Source organism: Clostridium pascui (assembly GCF_016908015.1).
GTDB classification, from domain to species: Bacteria; Bacillota; Clostridia; order Clostridiales; family Clostridiaceae; genus Clostridium_AK; species Clostridium_AK pascui.
Window position 1 is genome coordinate 276,080 of the sequence record NZ_JAFBDB010000001.1, and the last position, 18,325, is coordinate 294,404.

The following is an 18,325-nucleotide window of genomic DNA, read 5'->3' on the forward strand; positions in this document are numbered from 1 at the left end:
CGATTTTTATTAATTTTTTGAGCTTATAAAAATGTTTCATTAATTTTAATACTATATATTTCTTGTTAACGAATAGGTGGCCAAGCACATTTTTGGATAAACTCACATATTATATTAATAAGCATTGTTTGGAGGAAGCACTATGTTTATACTTGATTGTCTCCTTAATTTATTGGGAAATGGATTATTTTTATCAGCTTATGTAACAGGTTCTAATTCTTTTCCTAAGCCACTAGATGAAAAAGAAGAGGAATATTATTTGAACAAATTAAAGGATGGAGATGTACTAGCAAAGGGAGTATTAGTAGAAAGAAACTTAAGGCTCGTAGCGCATATAGTAAAAAAATACGCATATCCAGGTAAAGATATGGATGATTTAATTTCTATTGGAACAGTAGGATTAATTAAGGCCATTGATTCATTTGATACAAGAAAAGGAACAAGACTTGCCACCTATGCTGCTAAATGTATAGAAAATGAGATATTAATGCTTATAAGAAATAACAAAAAATCTAAAGGAGAGGTATATTTACAGGATCCCATTGGAGTAGACAAGGAGGGGAATGAAATTTCGCTAATGGATGTACTTAGCAGTGAAGAAGATTCTATAATAGAAATAGTAGAAAATAAGATTCAGGTAAAGAAGTTATATGGTAAAATAAGTTCAGTGCTACAGGAAAGAGAGAGAGCGGTTATAGAAATGAGATATGGGCTAATAGATGGAAAACCTAAAACACAAAGGGAAATTGCAGTAATACTAGAAATTTCACGTTCCTATGTGTCACGTATTGAAAAAAGAGCTTTGAAAAAGTTATATAAGGAAATGAATGGTGGCAAATGATAAAGTGGATTTTTTATAAATTATTAATTTTATAGTAAATATGGTTTGAGTATTATTTAGAGATATAATAAAATATTATAGATATCATTAAAAATAAAATACTTTATATAAAAATAAAAGAATTGTTAAATTTTATAAGAAAATCTACGAATAATAATATGATAGGATTTTTATAGCTATGCCTTATGTAGGGAATGATAAGAAGATTTTTACTAAAGCTAAAAAAGTAATTGACATAAGTAAAAACAGTATTAATCACATTATGATCTAAAGTGAACTCTCGATCTTTTTCATTTTTTAGAATGTAATACTCTAGGAGTAAATAAATAAATGATAAACTTATGTTAAGGTTAAGTGTTATAAGGAAATTTCAACTTGTAAAAGGCACATAGGAAGAAGGGAGAAATAAATTGATATTATTAAATGATTTATTACAAATTACTATTAAAGAAGGGGCATCTGACTTACATTTAACAGTAGGTATAGCCCCAATAGTAAGAGTAAATGGTGAACTTGTACCTATAGGTAGGGAAAAGTTAACACCAGAAGATGTGCAAAATTATGCTAAAGAAATACTTAAGGACAGTTATGAAGAGTATGAAAAAGTAGGGGAAGCTGATACATCCTATTCTATAGCAGGAATTGGCAGATTTAGAGTTAATGTATTTAAACAAAGAGGCAGTGATGCCATAGCTTTAAGAGCAGTAGGTCTTAAGGTTCCTTTATTAAACGAATTAGGGTTTTCATCAGTTGTAAAAGAACTTACAGAGAAGCAAAGGGGGCTTGTAATTGTAACTGGACCTACAGGGTCTGGGAAAAGTACTACACTGGCAGCAATGATAAATGAGATAAATCTAAATAGGGCATCTCATATTATCACCCTAGAGGATCCTATAGAGTACCTTCATAAACATAATAAATCTATAATAAATCAGAGGGAAATTGGTAGAGATAGTAAGAGTTATGCAGCAGCATTAAAATCTGTATTAAGAGAGGACCCGGATGTTATATTGGTAGGAGAAATGAGAGATTTAGAAACCATATCTGTAGCACTTACTGCCGCAGAAACAGGGCATTTGGTGTTTTCTACATTACATACTATAGGAGCAAGTAAGACTATTGATAGAATAATAGATGTTTTCCCTCCTTATCAACAACAACAAATAAAGATTCAATTGGCAGCGGTGCTGAATGGAGTAATATCTCAACAGCTTGTGCCGCGATTGGATCAAAATGGAAGAACTGCAGCTTTAGAGCTTATGATATCTACTCCTGCAATACAAAATATGATAAGAGAAGGAAAAACATATCAAATTGAATCCTCAATTCAAACTGGCTCAAAATATGGAATGAAAACTATGGATATGAGTTTAGCAGAGCTTTATAAAAAACAAGCAATAAGTTATGAAGATGCTTTGTTGTATTCTATTGATAGAGAAATGTTTCAAAAGTTGACGATGTTGTAAAATTAAGGAGGGATTGTAGTAATCCCTCCTTTAGTTAAAATATCATATAATCATACATTTTTAAATTTACTTCACGTGAAGTAAGTAATTTTGAAGTCTTTATCTCTTTTTTTGTTTCATTTTTTTTATTATTTGATACCAATAAATTCTGTTCTTTTTTTACTAAAGTTTCCATACCTAAATCCTCCTCAAGAATATTAATTTTAAAAAAGGATTTTAGGTTTACCAGAAGGACTCATCTTTTTTATGAAGCCTTCTCAAGTCTACAAAATAAATCAGTTCGTAGCGCCTCATAAGGCTCTACCCCCTTTTTTAGATATATAATAATATTATATACTTTATTTATAATATTATAACATTTTTATTAATATATATCAAAGGTTATAAAAGATTTTAAAATGGATAATATTTAATTATAAAGGAATACTTAAGATTATATGGGATTAAAATAATAATTTTCTTGTTTATCTAACTATTCCATAGTTTTTCTCATAAATATAAAATAATTAAAAAATATTATAATATCTCTATAGTAATTGCGATGTATTTATGCTAAAATATCTGTGAATTAGGGGGGATTTTTAAGTGGAGTTAATAGGAAATATAATATATTTTACTTCCAGAGTATTTACACTAGTGGTCTTTACAATTTCTATGTATTATCTTTGCATATCTTTTTTTGGAATTTGGAGAAAGAAGGATAATACAAAAGTAAATCCACAAAAAAGTTTTGCCTTAATTGTAGCAGCCCATAATGAGGAGATAGTTATAGGTAATATTGTGGATAGTTTACACAAGCTGGACTATCCTAGAGAATTGTATGATATATTTGTTATAGCTGATAATTGTACAGATCAGACTGCTGCAAAGGCAAGCTCAAAAGGAGCTATAGTTTATGAAAGATTTAATAAAGAAAAAAGAGGAAAAGGTTACGCTCTAGAATGGATGTTCAATAATATATTTAAAATGGAGAAAAAATACGATGCTGTCGCAATATTTGATGCTGATAATCTCGTACATAAGGACTTTTTGAATGAAATTAACAAGAAAATGTGTCAAGGATTTAGAGTGGTACAGGGATATTTAGATAGTAAAAATCCTACTGATACATGGATAACTGGGAGTTACTCTATTTCATTTTGGACATCAAATAGAATGTTTCAGCTTTCAAGAAGCAATTTAGGACTTTCTAATCAATTGGGCGGAACAGGCTTTTGTATCGAAACTGACATATTAAGAGAACTTGGATGGGGAGCTACTTGTCTTACAGAGGACTTAGAGTTTACTTGCAAGTTAGTTCTTAATGGTCATAAAGTAGGATGGGCTCATGATGCTAAAATTTATGATGAAAAGCCATTAACTTTAGTTCAATCTTGGTTTCAAAGAAGAAGATGGATGCAGGGGTTTGCAGATGTGGCTGATAGATATTTCTTTAAGCTCTTGAAAAAAGCTATAAAAGAGTTTGATTTTATTGCATTAGATTGTGCACTATACAGTATACAACCAATTGTAATAATATTGCTTGGGATATCTATGGCAATAGCAGGATTTAATCAAGGAGTTAAGGTATTCAATGTGATTTCTAATTTACAAAATATGAACGGAATTGCTAATTTCAATTTTAATATGGTAACTATAATTGGACTTCTTATTGCCATATTACAGTTTATATACACTCCTTTTATACTAATATTGGATAAAAAATTAAATTTTAAAATATTTTTATATTATTTGATATATCCTATATACTCTATTACGTGGCTACCTATATCAATCCAAGGGATAATTCGCAAAAATGACAAGGAATGGAGTCATACATTACATACTAGAAGTGTAGATATTAAGGAACTAGAAAAAGCTAATTAAGTATATAATAAAATATGTAAAAGAAAGATTTAATAAATCTTTCTTTTTTTAGTAACTGTACTTATAAATGCAAATAATCTTTAATTATAATTATATTTTATAAAAAAATTTATTATATATAGAGGAAAAAACTCTTTTTTGTTGAATATATAAATTTGTAATGGTTCTCTTAAGGAGGGAAAAGCTTAATGAAGGAATATGTAGTAGGAGTGGATATCGGATCTTCCAAAGTATGCGCTATAGCAGGCAAGCTAGACAAGTATGGGAAAATGCAAGTAATGGGCGTTACTTCTACTAAGTGTAGTGGTATAAAAAGAGGCATTGTGGTTGATATAGATAGTACAGCTGAATGTATTAAAGACTGCATAGAACAAATGGAGAGAATGATAGACTTTGATATAAGTGATATATTTATATCAATACCAGGGGAGATATGTGAACTTATAGTAAATAGAGGAGTTGTAGCAGTATCTTCGGAAGATAGAGAAATTAAAAAAAATGATGTGGACAGAGTACTAAAAGCCGCTAAAATTATTACAATTTCATCCGATAAAGAAATTATAGGAGTAATACCACAACAATTTATGGTGGATGGATATGATAATATTACAGATCCAATTGGCATGAGTGGCTTAAGATTGGAAGTTGATGCTCAACTTATATTATCTCAATCTACAGTAATAAATAATTTGTTCAAAAGTATCAAAAAAGCAGGGTTGAATTTAAGTGGAATGGTATTTCAACCATTAGGAACGGCAAATGTAGTTTTAAAAGCTGAGGAAATGAAAATAGGTACACTTCTTTTAGATATAGGGGCAGAAAATACCAATATATCTGTTTTCAAAAACGGAAAGCTTTGTTATAGTGATAACCTGGCTTTAGGAGGAAATATAATAACTAACGATATTTCTCTCTGTTTAAGGATTCCTTTCTCTGAAGCAGAGAAATTGAAAGTTAACTATGGAAGTGGGAAATCCAATTTTATTGACGAAGATTTTAAAATAAAAATAAACACAAATTATGACAATATTGTAGAAATAGATTATAATGTACTTACAGAGATAATAACTGCACGAGTGGAGGAAATACTCCTACTAATAAAGAAAAAGCTTATGATAAGTGAGCAAATGGATAATGTCTCTGGAGTAGTAGTAGTAGGAGGAGGTATAGCTTTATTAAAAGGTTGCAGCGATTTATGTAAAGAAATATTGGACAAACCTGTTAGAATAGGTATTCCAGATTACACTGGAGTAGATAGTCCTATATGTGCAGCTGCAGTAGGTGTAGTTAAAGATGTTGTTGATTCAGGAAAAGTAAACCTTTGTAAAGAAGAAGCTTTAGATGAAATGAGGAGTCATAAATCTAAGAAATATGAAAAAAAATCAATTGTTTGGGATGATGAAAAAGATGAAGAAGATACAGAAGAAAGCAGTAATGGAGTTTTTTCAAAAATAAGAAACTTTTTTGCAGATTTTTTCTAATATAAAGGGAGGTATTATTGTGCTAGATTTCGATGTTGATGTAAAACAGTTTGCTCAGATAAAAGTTATAGGCTGCGGTGGCGGCGGTAATAACGCTGTTAATAGAATGATAAAAGAAGGATTAAAGAATGTTGAGTTCATTGCGATAAATACAGATAAACAAGCGTTGATATTATCTCATGCTTCTCAAAAGATACAAATAGGGGATAAGCTTACTAAAGGCTTGGGAGCAGGTGCAAATCCTGAGATTGGCCAAAAGGCTGCAGAAGAAAGTAAGGAAGAAATATCTCAAGCAATTAAAGGAGCAGATATGGTATTTATAACTGCTGGTATGGGAGGCGGTACAGGTACAGGTTCAGCCCCTGTAATTGCCCAAATAGCTAAATCAATGGGAATACTTACAGTAGGTGTTGTAACAAAACCTTTTCCATTTGAAGGCAGAAAAAGAATGCTTCATGCTGAAATGGGAGTTAAAAACTTAAAGGAAAGTGTAGATACATTAGTAACTATACCTAATGAAAAACTTCTTAGTATAGTAGATAAAAAAACAACGCTTGTAGACGCTTTTAAATTAGCAGATGATGTATTAAAACAAGGTGTACAGGGTGTATCTGACTTGATCACGATACCAGGACTTGTTAACTTGGACTTTGCGGATGTAAGAACTATTATGATAGATAAGGGACTCGCTCATATGGGTGTAGGTACAGGAACAGGAGATAATAGAGCACAACAAGCAGCAAAAGAAGCTATCTCCAGCCCACTACTTGAAACTTCCATTGTTGGCGCTACTGGAGTTTTATTAAATATAACTGGTGGAGCAGATTTAGGATTACTTGAAATAAATGAAGCTGCTGAAATTGTTCAGGAAGCTGCGGATCCAGATGCTAATATAATATTTGGTGCAGTAATAGATGAAAGTTTAAAAGAAGAAATAAGAATAACTGTAATTGCAACAGGATTTGAAACTGAAAGAATAAAGAAGAATAGTGATAGTTTTAGTATAAGTACACCAAGTGCTTCTGTGAATATAAAAAATGATACTAAAACAGAGGTAGCAGCAACGGTAGATAGAATGGATAGAATGGATAATTATAATGAAAATGATCTAGAAATTCCTACATTTTTAAGAAGACAAAGAAAGTAATTTTAATAATATTAAAAAATCCGACTTAGAAATAAAAAGTCGGATTTTTTATTTTTGTAGAAAATTATAATAAATAAAAAAAGGAATTGATATCATAAAATGACAAAATTTTGAAAAACATAAGTATATAATATTATCTAAGAGGTGAAAGCAATGACTTTATATCTAGATGTATTACTCTTGGAGAACTTCATAGTTAATAGATTTTTACTAGAAATTACAGCTCAAACTATAAGAGTATCCATAAATCGCCTGTATATAAATTTGGCAGCATTTATTGGAAGTCTATATATATTAATTATATTGCAAGACAGCTTAAATTATCTCAAAAGTTTTCCTGTAAAATTTTTCATAGCGTTATTAATGATATTAATAACTTTTAGAAAAAAAGATATAATGTTCAATTTAAAAACTTTTGCATTATTTATATTATATTCTATGGTACTTGCAGGCTTATGTGTATTTATAGAATTAAACTCAGTTGAGAATCTAGATAGTAATATGATAATATATGATTTTTCATATAAAAAGCTTATTTTATCCTTTATGATCATGTATGTAATTTTAAGGAGAATAATTTTGTTTATAAAAGATCGTCAAAGTTTACAAAGTTATATATTTGATTTAGAAATTGTGTTAAATAATAATTCGCAAAGAATCAGAGCTTTCTTAGATACAGGAAATGAGCTTACAGAACCAGTTACGGGCTATCCAGTGATAATAGTAGAAAGAAATATGTTTAAGGAAATTAATTTTAAAAGAGAAGAAATGTTTTACATACCTTATAGTGTTATAAATGGATATACTGGCAAACTCCAAGCTATAAAGCCAGGGAAAATAAAAGTCAATATAAATGGATGTTTTGAAGATAGGGAAGCATTAATAGCCTTTTGTGATAAGAAATTAAGTCAAAGTGGGGATTATAATGCATTGTTAAGCAGGGGAATAATTTAAGCATTGGGGGAAGAAAGATGTTAAAAATTAAATTGTTATTAAACAGAATACTAGCAAAGCTAAAGTTATTTACTAAAAAGTTATATTATATAGGAGGGAATGATGCACTTCCACCACCACTAACCAAAGAGGAAGAAGAAGATTTAGTAATAAAGCTTATGGGTGGAGATGAAAGTATAAGATCAATTTTGATAGAGAGAAATTTAAGGCTTGTGGTTTATATAGCAAGAAAATTTGAAAATACTGGAGTAGGTATAGAGGACTTAGTTTCTGTGGGAACCATAGGACTTATAAAAGCTGTAAATACCTTTGATCCTGATAAAAAGATCAAACTTGCCACATATGCTTCTAGATGTATAGAAAATGAAATACTTATGTACCTTAGAAGAAATAGTAAAGTTAAATCAGAAATATCATTTTATGAACCACTTAATGTGGATTGGGATGGAAATGAGCTATTATTATCAGATATACTGGGAACAGATACAGATGAAGTATATAATTTGATAGAAGACGAGGTTGATAAGCAGCTTTTACTCTTAGCTATGAATAAGCTTAGTAATAGAGAAAGAGAAATTGTGAATTTGCGATTTGGACTTCAAGGAGCAAGGGAAAAAACTCAAAAAGAAGTAGCGGATATGCTTGGTATATCTCAATCCTATATATCTAGATTGGAGAAAAGAATAATAAAAAGATTAAAAAAAGAAATAAATAAAATGTTATAAACTTGTCTCTAGTATAAAAATCAGCTTCTGGGGAAATAATTTAAATGCTAATAATACAAAGGGGCTGATTATTAATGATGATTAACAAAGTAGAAATTTGTGGAGTTAATACTTCTAAGCTGCCTGTATTGAAGGAAAAGGAAATGAAAGAGCTCTTATTAAGTATGAGAGACGGGAATACGGAAGCTAGAGAAACTTTTATAAGGGGAAATTTAAGGTTAGTCTTGAGTGTAATACAAAGATTCAATAATCGAGGGGAAAATGTAGATGATTTATTTCAAGTAGGATGTATAGGACTTATTAAAGCAATTGATAATTTTGATTTAGGTCAAAATGTAAGGTTTTCTACATATGCAGTACCGATGATTATTGGAGAAATAAGAAGATACCTTCGAGATAATAATTCAATAAGAGTAAGCCGTTCCTTAAGAGATATTGCATACAGGGCACTACAGGTAAGAGATAGGTTGGTATCAGAAAATAATAAAGAACCTACAGTAACTCAAATTGCTAAGGAGTTAGATGTTCCACGGGAGGAAGTAGTATTTGCTTTAGATGCTATACAGGATCCTGTATCCTTATTTGAACCAATATACCACGATGGAGGAGATGCAATTTATGTAATGGATCAAATAAGTGATAATAAAAATGTAGATGATAGTTGGCTTGAAAATATTTCTATAAAAGAAGCCATGAAAAAGTTGAATGATAGGGAAAAATTAATTCTTACACTTAGATTTTTTGATGGAAGAACTCAGATGGAGGTAGCAGATGAAATAGGAATTTCCCAGGCACAGGTATCCAGGCTTGAAAAAACAGCTTTAAAGCACATGAAAAAATATGTTTAAATATTTATTATTTAAATAAAAAATCTATATCCGTAATTGGATATAGATTTTTTTCATACAATATAATATATAAAATAAATATAATTTGGGGGGAAGAATTTATGAACAATACTTTTTACTCTATAAATAGCTTAAGAACTATGGAACTTATAGATATTAATTCCGGATGTAAGCTTGGATACATAAAGGATTTTAAAATAGATATAGGACAGTGCAAGGTATTATCGCTTATATTGCCTAGCCAAAAGATGAGTTGGTTTGGTAAAATTAATGATATAGAAGTACCTTGGAGCAGAGTGAAAAAAATAGGTGTAGATGTTATATTAGTAGATGGAGCAGATATTCTTGAAGCTAATATAGAGTAGAAAAATAATAAAATTTGTGTATAATATAAATAACAGAAAAATTACGAATAAAACTATAATAAAAGGCGGGATTGTATTTATGAAGTGTCCTTATTGTGGATATACGGAAAGTAAGGTAGTTGACTCCAGATCAGCAGAAGATAATGCATCTATAAGAAGAAGAAGAGAGTGCCTTAAGTGTTCCAAAAGATATACCACTTACGAAAAAATAGAAACAGTACCAATATTGGTGATTAAAAAAAATATGAGTCGTGAATTCTTTGATAAATCTAAAATAGTAAATGGACTTATAAAGGCTTGTCAAAAGAGACCTATATCACGAAGTCAGATAGAGTCTATAGCTGATGAAGTAGAAAAAAGGATAAATAATGAGATGCTAACTGAGGTAAGATCTGAATATATTGGAGAGCTAATAATGGAAAGCTTAAAAAATATAGATGAAGTATCTTATGTAAGATTTGCATCTGTATATAGACAATTTAAGGATGTTAATACCTTTATGGAAGAGATAAAAAGGCTTATAGAAAGTAAATAAAATTTCTCATAGAATAAATTTCTATGAGAAATTTTATTTCTATGTTAACTTATTCTTAATTAAAGTTAACATATAGTTAAAAAAGTTATATTTTACACAATAATATATTATAATTGTGAATTAGAAATGGTAAAATATATTTAAAGATTTCAATAATTAGGAGGCAGGGCATGGCAGAAGAAAAGATAATAATAGTTGATGATGAGGAACATATAAGGGAACTTTTAAAATTTAACTTAGAAAACTCTGGATACTCTACAATATATGCTGATAATGGAATCGATGCAGTAAAGCTTATAAAAAGTGAGCGGCCACAATTGATCCTTTTAGATTTAATGATTCCTGGAATAGATGGATACGATGTATGTAAGGAAGTAAGAAAAGATAATAATATATCCACTACTCCTATTATTATGATAACAGCTAAGGGAGAGGAATTTGATAAAGTTTTAGGATTAGAATTAGGAGCAGATGATTATATAACCAAACCCTTCTCAATAAGAGAAATTTTAGCTAGGGTAAAAGCTGTTCTTAGAAGGACATCAGTACAAAATATTGATAAGTCCTATAAGTTCGGAAATGTTATTATTGATTTGGAAAAACATGAAGTCATAAAAGATAATCTTAAAGTAGAGCTAACACTAAAAGAATTTGAATTGTTAGAAATACTTATAAAAAATAAAGGGAGAGTTTTAACAAGAGATTTTCTTTTAGATAAAATATGGGGATATGAATATGTGGGAGAAACTAGAACTGTTGATGTTCATATAAGACATTTAAGACAAAAAATCGAGGAAAATGATAAAAGTCCTCAGTTTATAGAAACTATAAGAGGTGTAGGTTATAGATTCAATATATCTGAGTAGGTGATATTATGAAAAAAAAATTGATGTTTTATATGCTTACAACTCTTGTAATAAGTCTAGTTATAGTTATAACTTTATTTGTTATTATGATAAATTATCAATATGTTGAAAGCACAAAAAAAATATTGAAATCAAATAACAATTCAATTATAAAATTAATCCAGAAGGAAAATGTAAATAATATAAGTGAATTTATACAAAGAGATTTTACAGGTGGAGATACTAGAATAACTCTAATAGATAGGGAAGGTAATGTGCTTGTAGATTCTCAAACTAATCCAAGTAGTATGGATAACCATAATACACGTGATGAAGTCAAAGAAGCCAGAAAGTATGGCATGGGGTATAGGGTACGACATAGTGAATCCACTAATAAGGACACTATGTACTTTGCAACTTATTTTGGAGATGGATATGTTATAAGAAGTGCAGCTGAAATGACTAGTGTTATAGGCTTCAGGTGGAAGTATGTGCAGTACTATATGGGTATAGCGTTATTTTCTATAGTCATTTGCTTTCTATTTGCGTCCAGGCTTTCACAGGGACTCGTAAGTCCCATTAAAGATCTAGAGTTCATGACTTCAAGAATAGCTGCAGGAGAATTAGATAGAAGGGTAAATATATATTCTTCTGATGAAATAGGAGAGCTTGGAAAGACCTTTAATAATATGGCAAGGCAGCTCCAAGTTACCTTAAATGATTCAATGGATAAGCAAAATAAGCTCGAGGCAATACTCAAGAGTATGGATAGCGGAGTAATAGCAGTAGATAAAAACTTTAGAGTGATAATGATTAATCCTTACGCTAAAAATATATTTGGGATAAGTAAGGATATAATAGGTGAAAATCTTTTAGACAATATAAGGGATTTTGAATTAGAAAACATCTTTAAAAGAAAGACAGATGAATATAAAGAAATAAAAATATTGTGGCCAAAGGAAAGAGATTTAAGAATAAAAACCGCAGATATAAATAGTGGTAAAAATCTTATAGGTACAGTGGCGGTGGTTCAGGATGTAACGGATATAAAAAGACTTGAGAATATGAGATCGCAGTTTGTAACTAATGTATCTCATGAGCTTAAAACGCCACTTACGTCTATAAAAGGATTTGCAGAAACATTAAAATATGTAGAAAATAAAGAAACAAAGGAAAGATTTTTAGACATAATAAATGAAGAAGCTGAAAGACTTACAAGGCTTATTAACGATATTTTAACTCTATCTCATATTGAAAATGCTAAACCGTCAGAAATAAACGAAGAAAGTATAGATATAAATAAAAACATAGAAGATATATGTTATTTGGTTAAAAATTCAGCAGATAATAAAAACATATCTTTAAGAATAGCAGGAGAAAAGGTTCCTAATATTTTTGGAAACAAGGATCAGTTTAAGCAAATGCTCATAAACCTAATAGATAATGCAATTAAGTATACTGAAAAAGGCGGGAATATAACTATAGGAACTAAAGCTATACATAATAAATGTAACATATGGGTACAGGATACAGGAGTAGGAATAGATCAGGAGTATATTCCAAGACTTTTTGAAAGATTTTATAGGGTAGATAAAGCTAGAAGCAGAGCGCAAGGTGGAACTGGATTAGGTCTTGCTATAGTAAAGCATATAGTATTAAATTTTAAAGGTGAGATAAAAGTAGAAAGTGAAGTAGGAAAGGGAAGTAAGTTTACAGTTAGTATACCAATTATAAAGGGACATTCCTAATTATAAAGGATGTCCCTTTATAATTTTTTGATAACATACCTAGATTAAATATCAGCTATAACACATAGAAAGTTAAATAAATGAAGATACTAACAGAGTAAAGAATTAGGGTTTAGATTCAAACTGAGACAAATTTCTTGGATGAAATAAAACTACTAGTTTAACTTGTCCTTAACATTCCGATAATAGTCACTTAACCTTAATAGATTAATATTATTCTTGTAGCAATCATTTAAAATAATTTTAAACTGAATGGAGGTTTTTCTTAAATGAAAAGAAAAAGTTTAAAAACAATCATAGCGGCTTTAGCTATTACTATGGTTGCAGGAGTATTTGTAGGATGTGGTGGAGACAATAAAGAAGCTGGAGATACAAAGAATAGTGATAAAATTTCAGGAACAATAACTGCAGTAGGTTCTACAGCATTACAACCATTAGTAGAGCAGTCAGCTAAAAACTTTAAAGCTAAAAATCCAGAAGCAACTATAAATGTGCAAGGTGGAGGAAGCGGAGCAGGATTAAATCAAGTAGCAGAAGGTTCAGTAGAAATAGGAAATTCTGATGTAACTGCAGAATCAAAGCTTAAGGATAAAGAAATAGCTAAGCAGTTAGTGGATCATAAAGTAGCAGCAATAGGATTTGCTATTATTGCTCATAAGGATATAAAAACAGATAACTTAACAAAAGAACAGATTCAAGGTATTTTCGAAGGAAAATATACAAATTGGAATCAAGTTGGTGGGCAGGACTTATCAATACAAGTTGTTAATAGACCAAAATCTTCAGGAACTAGAGCTACATTTGTAGAAACTATTATGGACGGAAAAAGTGAGAAAGAAGGACTTGGAACTACTCAGGATTCCAGCGGATCAGTTGAAAAGACTATAACATCTACACCAGGTTCAATAAGTTATATTGCATTATCTTATTTAACAGAAGAAAAGAGACAAAATTTAAAGATGCTAAAGATTGAAAATGTAGATGCAACAAAAGAAAATATACTATCTAAAAGATATCCTTTCTGGTCTTATGAGCATATGTACACTAAAGGCGAAGCAACAGGACTAACAAAGGCTTTCATTGATTATATGATGAGTGATGAAAATAAAGCTGTGGTTGAAAAGTTGGGATATATTGCAGCAACTGATATGAAATAATTTAATTAGTGAAGCAGGCTGGGTGCATCTATATATGCAACTAGCCTTATTGTGTAAATAATATGTGGCAGTTTTGACTCAAATAGTAAAATAGGGATGATGATAAGTGTGAGTAAAAATAGAAAATTTAACAGATTAAGAACTGAATATTTAGGGAAATCTTATGCAACATTTTGTGGACTTTTAATAGTGTTTTTAACATTGAGTATAATATTTTTTATAGCATCGAAAGGTATTAGTACCTTTACAAAACATGGATATTCAATTGGTGATTTTATATTTTCATCAAAGTGGTCCCCGGATGCAGATGATCCAACTTTTGGAGCAAGTATATTTATAATAGGCTCAACACTTGTATCTATTGGAGCAGTTTTAATAAGCGCACCTATAAGTATTGCACTTGCAATTTTTATGAATTATATATCCCCAAGGCTTGGGAACAGAGTATTGCAACCAGCATTAGAATTATTTGTAGGTATACCATCAGTAGTTTATGGATGGATAGGTATAACTGTACTGCTTCCTTTTATCAAAAGTATATTTGGAGGAGTTGGTTTTAGCTTACTTGCAGGTATTTTAGTGCTAAGTATAATGATACTTCCAACTATAGCAAGTCTTTCATCAGATGCGATAAAGGTAGTTCAAAAAGATTTTATAGAGGCATCTTATGGACTTGGGGCTACAAGGTGGCAAACCATAAGCAAGGTAATACTTCCAGCTGCTAAAAATGGAATACTTACTGCTATAGTACTTGGAATTGCAAGAGCTTTTGGAGAAGCATTAGCGGTGCAAATGGTAATTGGAAATACTATTAAATTGCCTAAAGGTTTGTTAACTCCAACTAGTACATTAACTTCAGTATTAACTATGGATATGGCAAATACTGTATCAGGAACTGCCTGGAATGATGCGTTATGGACCCTTGCATTAATTCTTCTAATAGTTTCATTTGTATTTATTTTAGTAATTAGAGCTATTGGCAAAAGGGGTGAAGTTAAATAATGAATCCTAAATTTAAAGATAAGATGTGGACTGGTATTTTATATGTAATTTCAAGTTTTGTAGTACTCCTTCTGGTAGCTTTAATAGGATATATATTACTTAAAGGAATTGGAACAATTACTCCATCTTTCTTGTTTGGAGATCCAAAGATAGGGGAAGCTGGAGGAGGAATAGGTCCTCAGTTATTTAACTCTTTTTATATGCTTGTAGTTTCTCTTTTAATTACTATACCTTTAGGTGTAGGAGCGGGTATATATCTAGCAGAATATGCAAAAGAGGGAAGAATTCTTAATTTTATTAGACTTTGTATAGAAACTATGGCATCATTGCCTTCTATAGTGGTAGGATTATTTGGATTGTTAGTATTTGTAAAAATGACTAAATGGGGATTTACATTATTTGCAGGAGCTTTAGTAATAACAATACTTAATTTACCCTCACTAACAAGAGTAAGTGAGAATGCTATAAAAGCTGCATCTCGTGGAGTTAAAGAGGCAAGTTTAGGGCTTGGAGCTACAAGATGGCAAACTATAAAAAGAGTAATACTTCCATCTGCTATGCCTCAAATACTTACAGGGGTAATTCTAGCTGCTGGAAGAATATTTGGAGAAGCTGCAGCATTACTTTACACCGCAGGAATGAGTGCCCCATCCCTTTCTTTTAAGGCCTCTACTTTAATGAGTAAATCATCTCCATTTAATTTATTTAGGCCGGCAGAAACTTTAGCTGTTTATATTTGGAAGGTTAATTCTGAGGGAATGATTCCGGATGCTACTAGAGTAGGAAATGGAGCTTCAGCAGTACTTATAATTATGGTGTTAATATTTAATATATTGGCTCGTATAATAGGTAAAAAGATTTATGAGTCCTATACGGGGAGTAAATAGGGAGGATTAATATGAGCATAATACAAACTAGAAATCTTGAACTTCATTATGGTGCTACAAAAGCACTTAAGGATATAAATTTAGAAATAGAAAAAAATGCAGTAACTGCTTTGATAGGCCCTTCAGGATGCGGAAAGTCTACATTTTTAAGAACTTTAAATAGAATGAACGACTTGATAGAAAATGTAAAAATTGAAGGGGAAGTATTATTTGAAGGAAAAAATATATATAAGGATTATGATGAAATAGAACTTAGAAAAAGGGTTGGAATGGTATTCCAAAAACCTAATCCATTTCCAATGTCTATATATGATAATATAGCTTATGGACCAAGAATTCATGGTATAACAAGTAAATCAAAGTTAGATGAAATAGTTGAAAAGAGCTTAAAAGGAGCAGCACTTTGGGATGAAGTTAAGGATAGGTTAAAGAAAAATGGAATGGGGCTATCTGGAGGTCAGCAACAAAGGCTCTGTATTGCAAGAACCTTAGCGGTTGAACCAGAGATACTTTTAATGGATGAACCAACTTCCGCTTTGGATCCTATTTCCACATTAAAGGTTGAGGAACTTATGGATACATTAAAAAAAGAATATACAGTAATAATAGTTACTCATAATATGCAGCAGGCAGGAAGAATATCTGATTATACAGCATTTTTTTTAAGTGGAGAAGTTGTGGAGTTTAATAAAACGGAAGATATATTTTACAAGCCAACAGATAAGAGAACAGAGGATTATATTACAGGTAGATTTGGTTAAAACTTAAAATGATATAAGAGGTGAGGGTTATGACAAGAGGAGGATTTGATTTAAGACTTACAGAGCTTCATAATGATTTATTGAGAATGGGCAGTATTGTAGAAAAACAAATACATCTTTGTATAGAGGCCCTAGTAAATCATGACGTTGATTTGGCAAAAAATATAATTGAAGATGATGATTTGGTTGATGATCTTCAAAAGGAAATTGAGGACAAATGTATAAAACTTATAGCTACAGAACAGCCACTAGCTAAGGATTTACGTATGATATTTACTACTACTAAGATAGTAACAGATTTAGAGAGAATGGCTGATCATGCTGTAGATATTGCTAAAATTGCTATTAGACTTAAAGATGAAAAGTTTATAAAGCCATTAGTTGATATTCCTAAGATGTCTAATTTGGTAAATGAAATGATAAAAGAATCTTTAGATTGTTATGTAGATGGAAATGTAGAAGGATCTTATATTGTGTGCAAAAAGGATGATCAAATTGATGACATATATAGAGGGGTATTTAAAGAGATGCTTCCTATAATGGCAGCGGATAACAGTACTATTAATCAAGCAACTCAATTTTTATTTATATGTAAATACCTAGAGAGAATAGCAGATCATGTTACAAATATATGCGAGTGGACTATCTATCTTGTTACTGGAGAACAAATAGATTTAAATGAATAGTATTAAAAAGACATGCGATATATTAATTGTTGTATGTCTTTTCCTTTTTATATGAAATCTGATAAAATAGATTTATCCGATTGCTACCATTGCTAACACTCCCACCTTATTCAAAGTGGGAGATAAGCACTGATGCGCTCCAGGATAAGTTCTTCTAAGGTTCAGATGGAGAAGAGGTGTTTCTTATACGCAAACTCCACCTGAACCTAAGAATCACTTCATATTTTATAAAAAAATAATGCAGAATAAAGAGGTGTAGAATAATGAATACTATTCTTTTTGATTTAGATGGAACATTACTATCAATGGATGCAGAAGAATTTGAAAAGGTTTATTTTAATGAAATTGGAAAGTCCTTTAGTGACCTAATGGATCCAATGGAATTAGGCAAACATATATGGGCATCTACAAAGACTATGGTGTCAAGCCTAGATGAAAGAACAAATGAAGAAGTGTTTATGCAAGATTTTAATATAAGGGTTAATAATAGATTGCATGAATTTTGGCATAGATTTGATAACTTTTATGATAATGAATTCTTAAGGGTACAAAGTTCAGTGAAGTCAGAAGAGAAGATGATAAGAAGTGTAAAGCTGTTAAAGGAAAAGGGATATAATGTTGTAGTTGTCACCAATCCGCTGTTCCCGATAAAGGCAATACATCATAGAATCAGGTGGGCTGGGTTTAAACCAGAGGATTTTACATATATAACTTCATTTGAAAAAAATCATTACTGTAAGCCGCAAATTAAGCTTTATGAGGAAGTTTTAAAAGATATAAATAAGAAACCAGGGGAATGTCTTATGGTGGGAAATGATACAGTAGAAGATTTAGTGGCTAAAAATATAGGCATAAAAACATATCTCATAAAAGATAATATATTAAATAAAAATGATAAAAATTATGTTACTGATTATGAGGGAAACTATGAGGAGTTTTATAAATTTGTAGAAGGCTTGCCATGTATATAAATTGATAGAAAATACTCAATAAATCCTTTTGGATTGACTA

The 18,325-nt window shown here is 30.5% G+C and carries 19 protein-coding genes; 18 read left to right on the forward strand and 1 reads right to left on the reverse strand.

Features of this window, described 5'->3' with window-relative positions; all coding sequences use genetic code 11:
• Window positions 1-142 precede the first annotated feature (142 nt).
• Both sigK and JOC70_RS01495 read left to right on the forward strand, forming a co-directional pair.
• Window positions 143-841 (forward strand): RNA polymerase sporulation sigma factor SigK, encoded by a 699-nt coding sequence (gene sigK / locus JOC70_RS01490; RefSeq protein ID WP_204597148.1) that lies wholly within the window; start codon window positions 143-145, stop codon window positions 839-841.
• 410 nt (window positions 842-1,251) lie between these two features.
• Entirely contained in the window at window positions 1,252-2,307 is a 1,056-nt protein-coding gene (locus JOC70_RS01495; protein WP_207755205.1) for a type IV pilus twitching motility protein PilT, read from the forward strand.
• A gap of 34 nt (window positions 2,308-2,341) precedes the next feature.
• Here the strand turns inward: JOC70_RS01495 and JOC70_RS01500 are convergent, their stop codons facing one another.
• Window positions 2,342-2,482, reverse strand: a complete 141-nt coding sequence (locus tag JOC70_RS01500; protein ID WP_204597149.1) for a hypothetical protein — start codon at window positions 2,480-2,482, stop codon at window positions 2,342-2,344.
• A gap of 410 nt (window positions 2,483-2,892) precedes the next feature.
• Here JOC70_RS01500 and JOC70_RS01505 point away from each other — a divergent pair, with 410 nt between their 5' ends.
• The 16 genes from JOC70_RS01505 (at window position 2,893) to JOC70_RS01580 (ending at window position 18,285) form a co-directional block, all read left to right on the forward strand.
• The gene (locus JOC70_RS01505) at window positions 2,893-4,173 is read left to right on the forward strand and encodes a glycosyltransferase (protein WP_204597150.1); all 1,281 of its coding nucleotides are present in this window, start codon (window positions 2,893-2,895) and stop codon (window positions 4,171-4,173) included.
• Window positions 4,174-4,361: 188 nt separating this feature from the next.
• A complete protein-coding gene (ftsA, locus tag JOC70_RS01510; protein WP_204597151.1) occupies window positions 4,362-5,654 on the forward strand; it encodes a cell division protein FtsA in 1,293 nt (430 codons plus the stop codon).
• Window positions 5,655-5,673: 19 nt separating this feature from the next.
• Entirely contained in the window at window positions 5,674-6,801 is a 1,128-nt protein-coding gene (gene ftsZ, locus JOC70_RS01515; RefSeq protein WP_204597152.1) for a cell division protein FtsZ, read from the forward strand.
• Between the two features lie 153 nt (window positions 6,802-6,954).
• Window positions 6,955-7,755: a sigma-E processing peptidase SpoIIGA gene (spoIIGA, locus tag JOC70_RS01520; protein ID WP_204597153.1), complete on the forward strand. Its 801-nt coding sequence runs from the start codon at window positions 6,955-6,957 to the stop codon at window positions 7,753-7,755.
• Between the two features lie 17 nt (window positions 7,756-7,772).
• Window positions 7,773-8,480, forward strand: a complete 708-nt coding sequence (sigE, locus tag JOC70_RS01525; RefSeq protein ID WP_204597154.1) for an RNA polymerase sporulation sigma factor SigE — start codon at window positions 7,773-7,775, stop codon at window positions 8,478-8,480.
• 74 nt (window positions 8,481-8,554) lie between these two features.
• Entirely contained in the window at window positions 8,555-9,328 is a 774-nt protein-coding gene (sigG, locus tag JOC70_RS01530) for an RNA polymerase sporulation sigma factor SigG (protein WP_035307489.1), read from the forward strand.
• 101 nt (window positions 9,329-9,429) lie between these two features.
• Window positions 9,430-9,693, forward strand: a complete 264-nt coding sequence (locus JOC70_RS01535) for a YlmC/YmxH family sporulation protein (RefSeq protein WP_204597155.1) — start codon at window positions 9,430-9,432, stop codon at window positions 9,691-9,693.
• 79 nt (window positions 9,694-9,772) lie between these two features.
• Window positions 9,773-10,228 (forward strand): transcriptional regulator NrdR, encoded by a 456-nt coding sequence (gene nrdR, locus JOC70_RS01540; RefSeq protein WP_204597156.1) that lies wholly within the window; start codon window positions 9,773-9,775, stop codon window positions 10,226-10,228.
• A 170-nt stretch (window positions 10,229-10,398) separates the two neighbouring features.
• Window positions 10,399-11,094 carry a response regulator transcription factor gene (locus JOC70_RS01545; protein ID WP_204597157.1) on the forward strand — a complete coding sequence of 232 codons (696 nt, stop codon included), beginning with the start codon at window positions 10,399-10,401 and terminating at the stop codon, window positions 11,092-11,094.
• Window positions 11,095-11,102: 8 nt separating this feature from the next.
• Window positions 11,103-12,821 carry a two-component system histidine kinase PnpS gene (gene pnpS / locus JOC70_RS01550; RefSeq protein ID WP_204597158.1) on the forward strand — a complete coding sequence of 573 codons (1,719 nt, stop codon included), beginning with the start codon at window positions 11,103-11,105 and terminating at the stop codon, window positions 12,819-12,821.
• Between the two features lie 269 nt (window positions 12,822-13,090).
• Complete coding sequence (locus tag JOC70_RS01555) at window positions 13,091-13,978, forward strand: phosphate ABC transporter substrate-binding protein (RefSeq protein WP_204597159.1); 888 nt, start codon at window positions 13,091-13,093, stop codon at window positions 13,976-13,978.
• A 99-nt stretch (window positions 13,979-14,077) separates the two neighbouring features.
• Entirely contained in the window at window positions 14,078-14,980 is a 903-nt protein-coding gene (pstC, locus tag JOC70_RS01560) for a phosphate ABC transporter permease subunit PstC (RefSeq protein WP_204597798.1), read from the forward strand.
• Entirely contained in the window at window positions 14,980-15,867 is an 888-nt protein-coding gene (pstA, locus tag JOC70_RS01565; protein WP_204597160.1) for a phosphate ABC transporter permease PstA, read from the forward strand. The genes pstC and pstA overlap by 1 nt, the downstream gene beginning before the upstream one ends.
• Before the next feature lie 11 nt (window positions 15,868-15,878).
• Window positions 15,879-16,628 (forward strand): phosphate ABC transporter ATP-binding protein PstB, encoded by a 750-nt coding sequence (gene pstB / locus JOC70_RS01570; protein WP_204597161.1) that lies wholly within the window; start codon window positions 15,879-15,881, stop codon window positions 16,626-16,628.
• Window positions 16,629-16,657: 29 nt separating this feature from the next.
• Window positions 16,658-17,314, forward strand: a complete 657-nt coding sequence (gene phoU / locus JOC70_RS01575) for a phosphate signaling complex protein PhoU (RefSeq protein WP_204597162.1) — start codon at window positions 16,658-16,660, stop codon at window positions 17,312-17,314.
• 263 nt (window positions 17,315-17,577) lie between these two features.
• Window positions 17,578-18,285: an HAD family hydrolase gene (locus tag JOC70_RS01580; RefSeq protein WP_204597163.1), complete on the forward strand. Its 708-nt coding sequence runs from the start codon at window positions 17,578-17,580 to the stop codon at window positions 18,283-18,285.
• Window positions 18,286-18,325 lie beyond the last annotated feature (40 nt).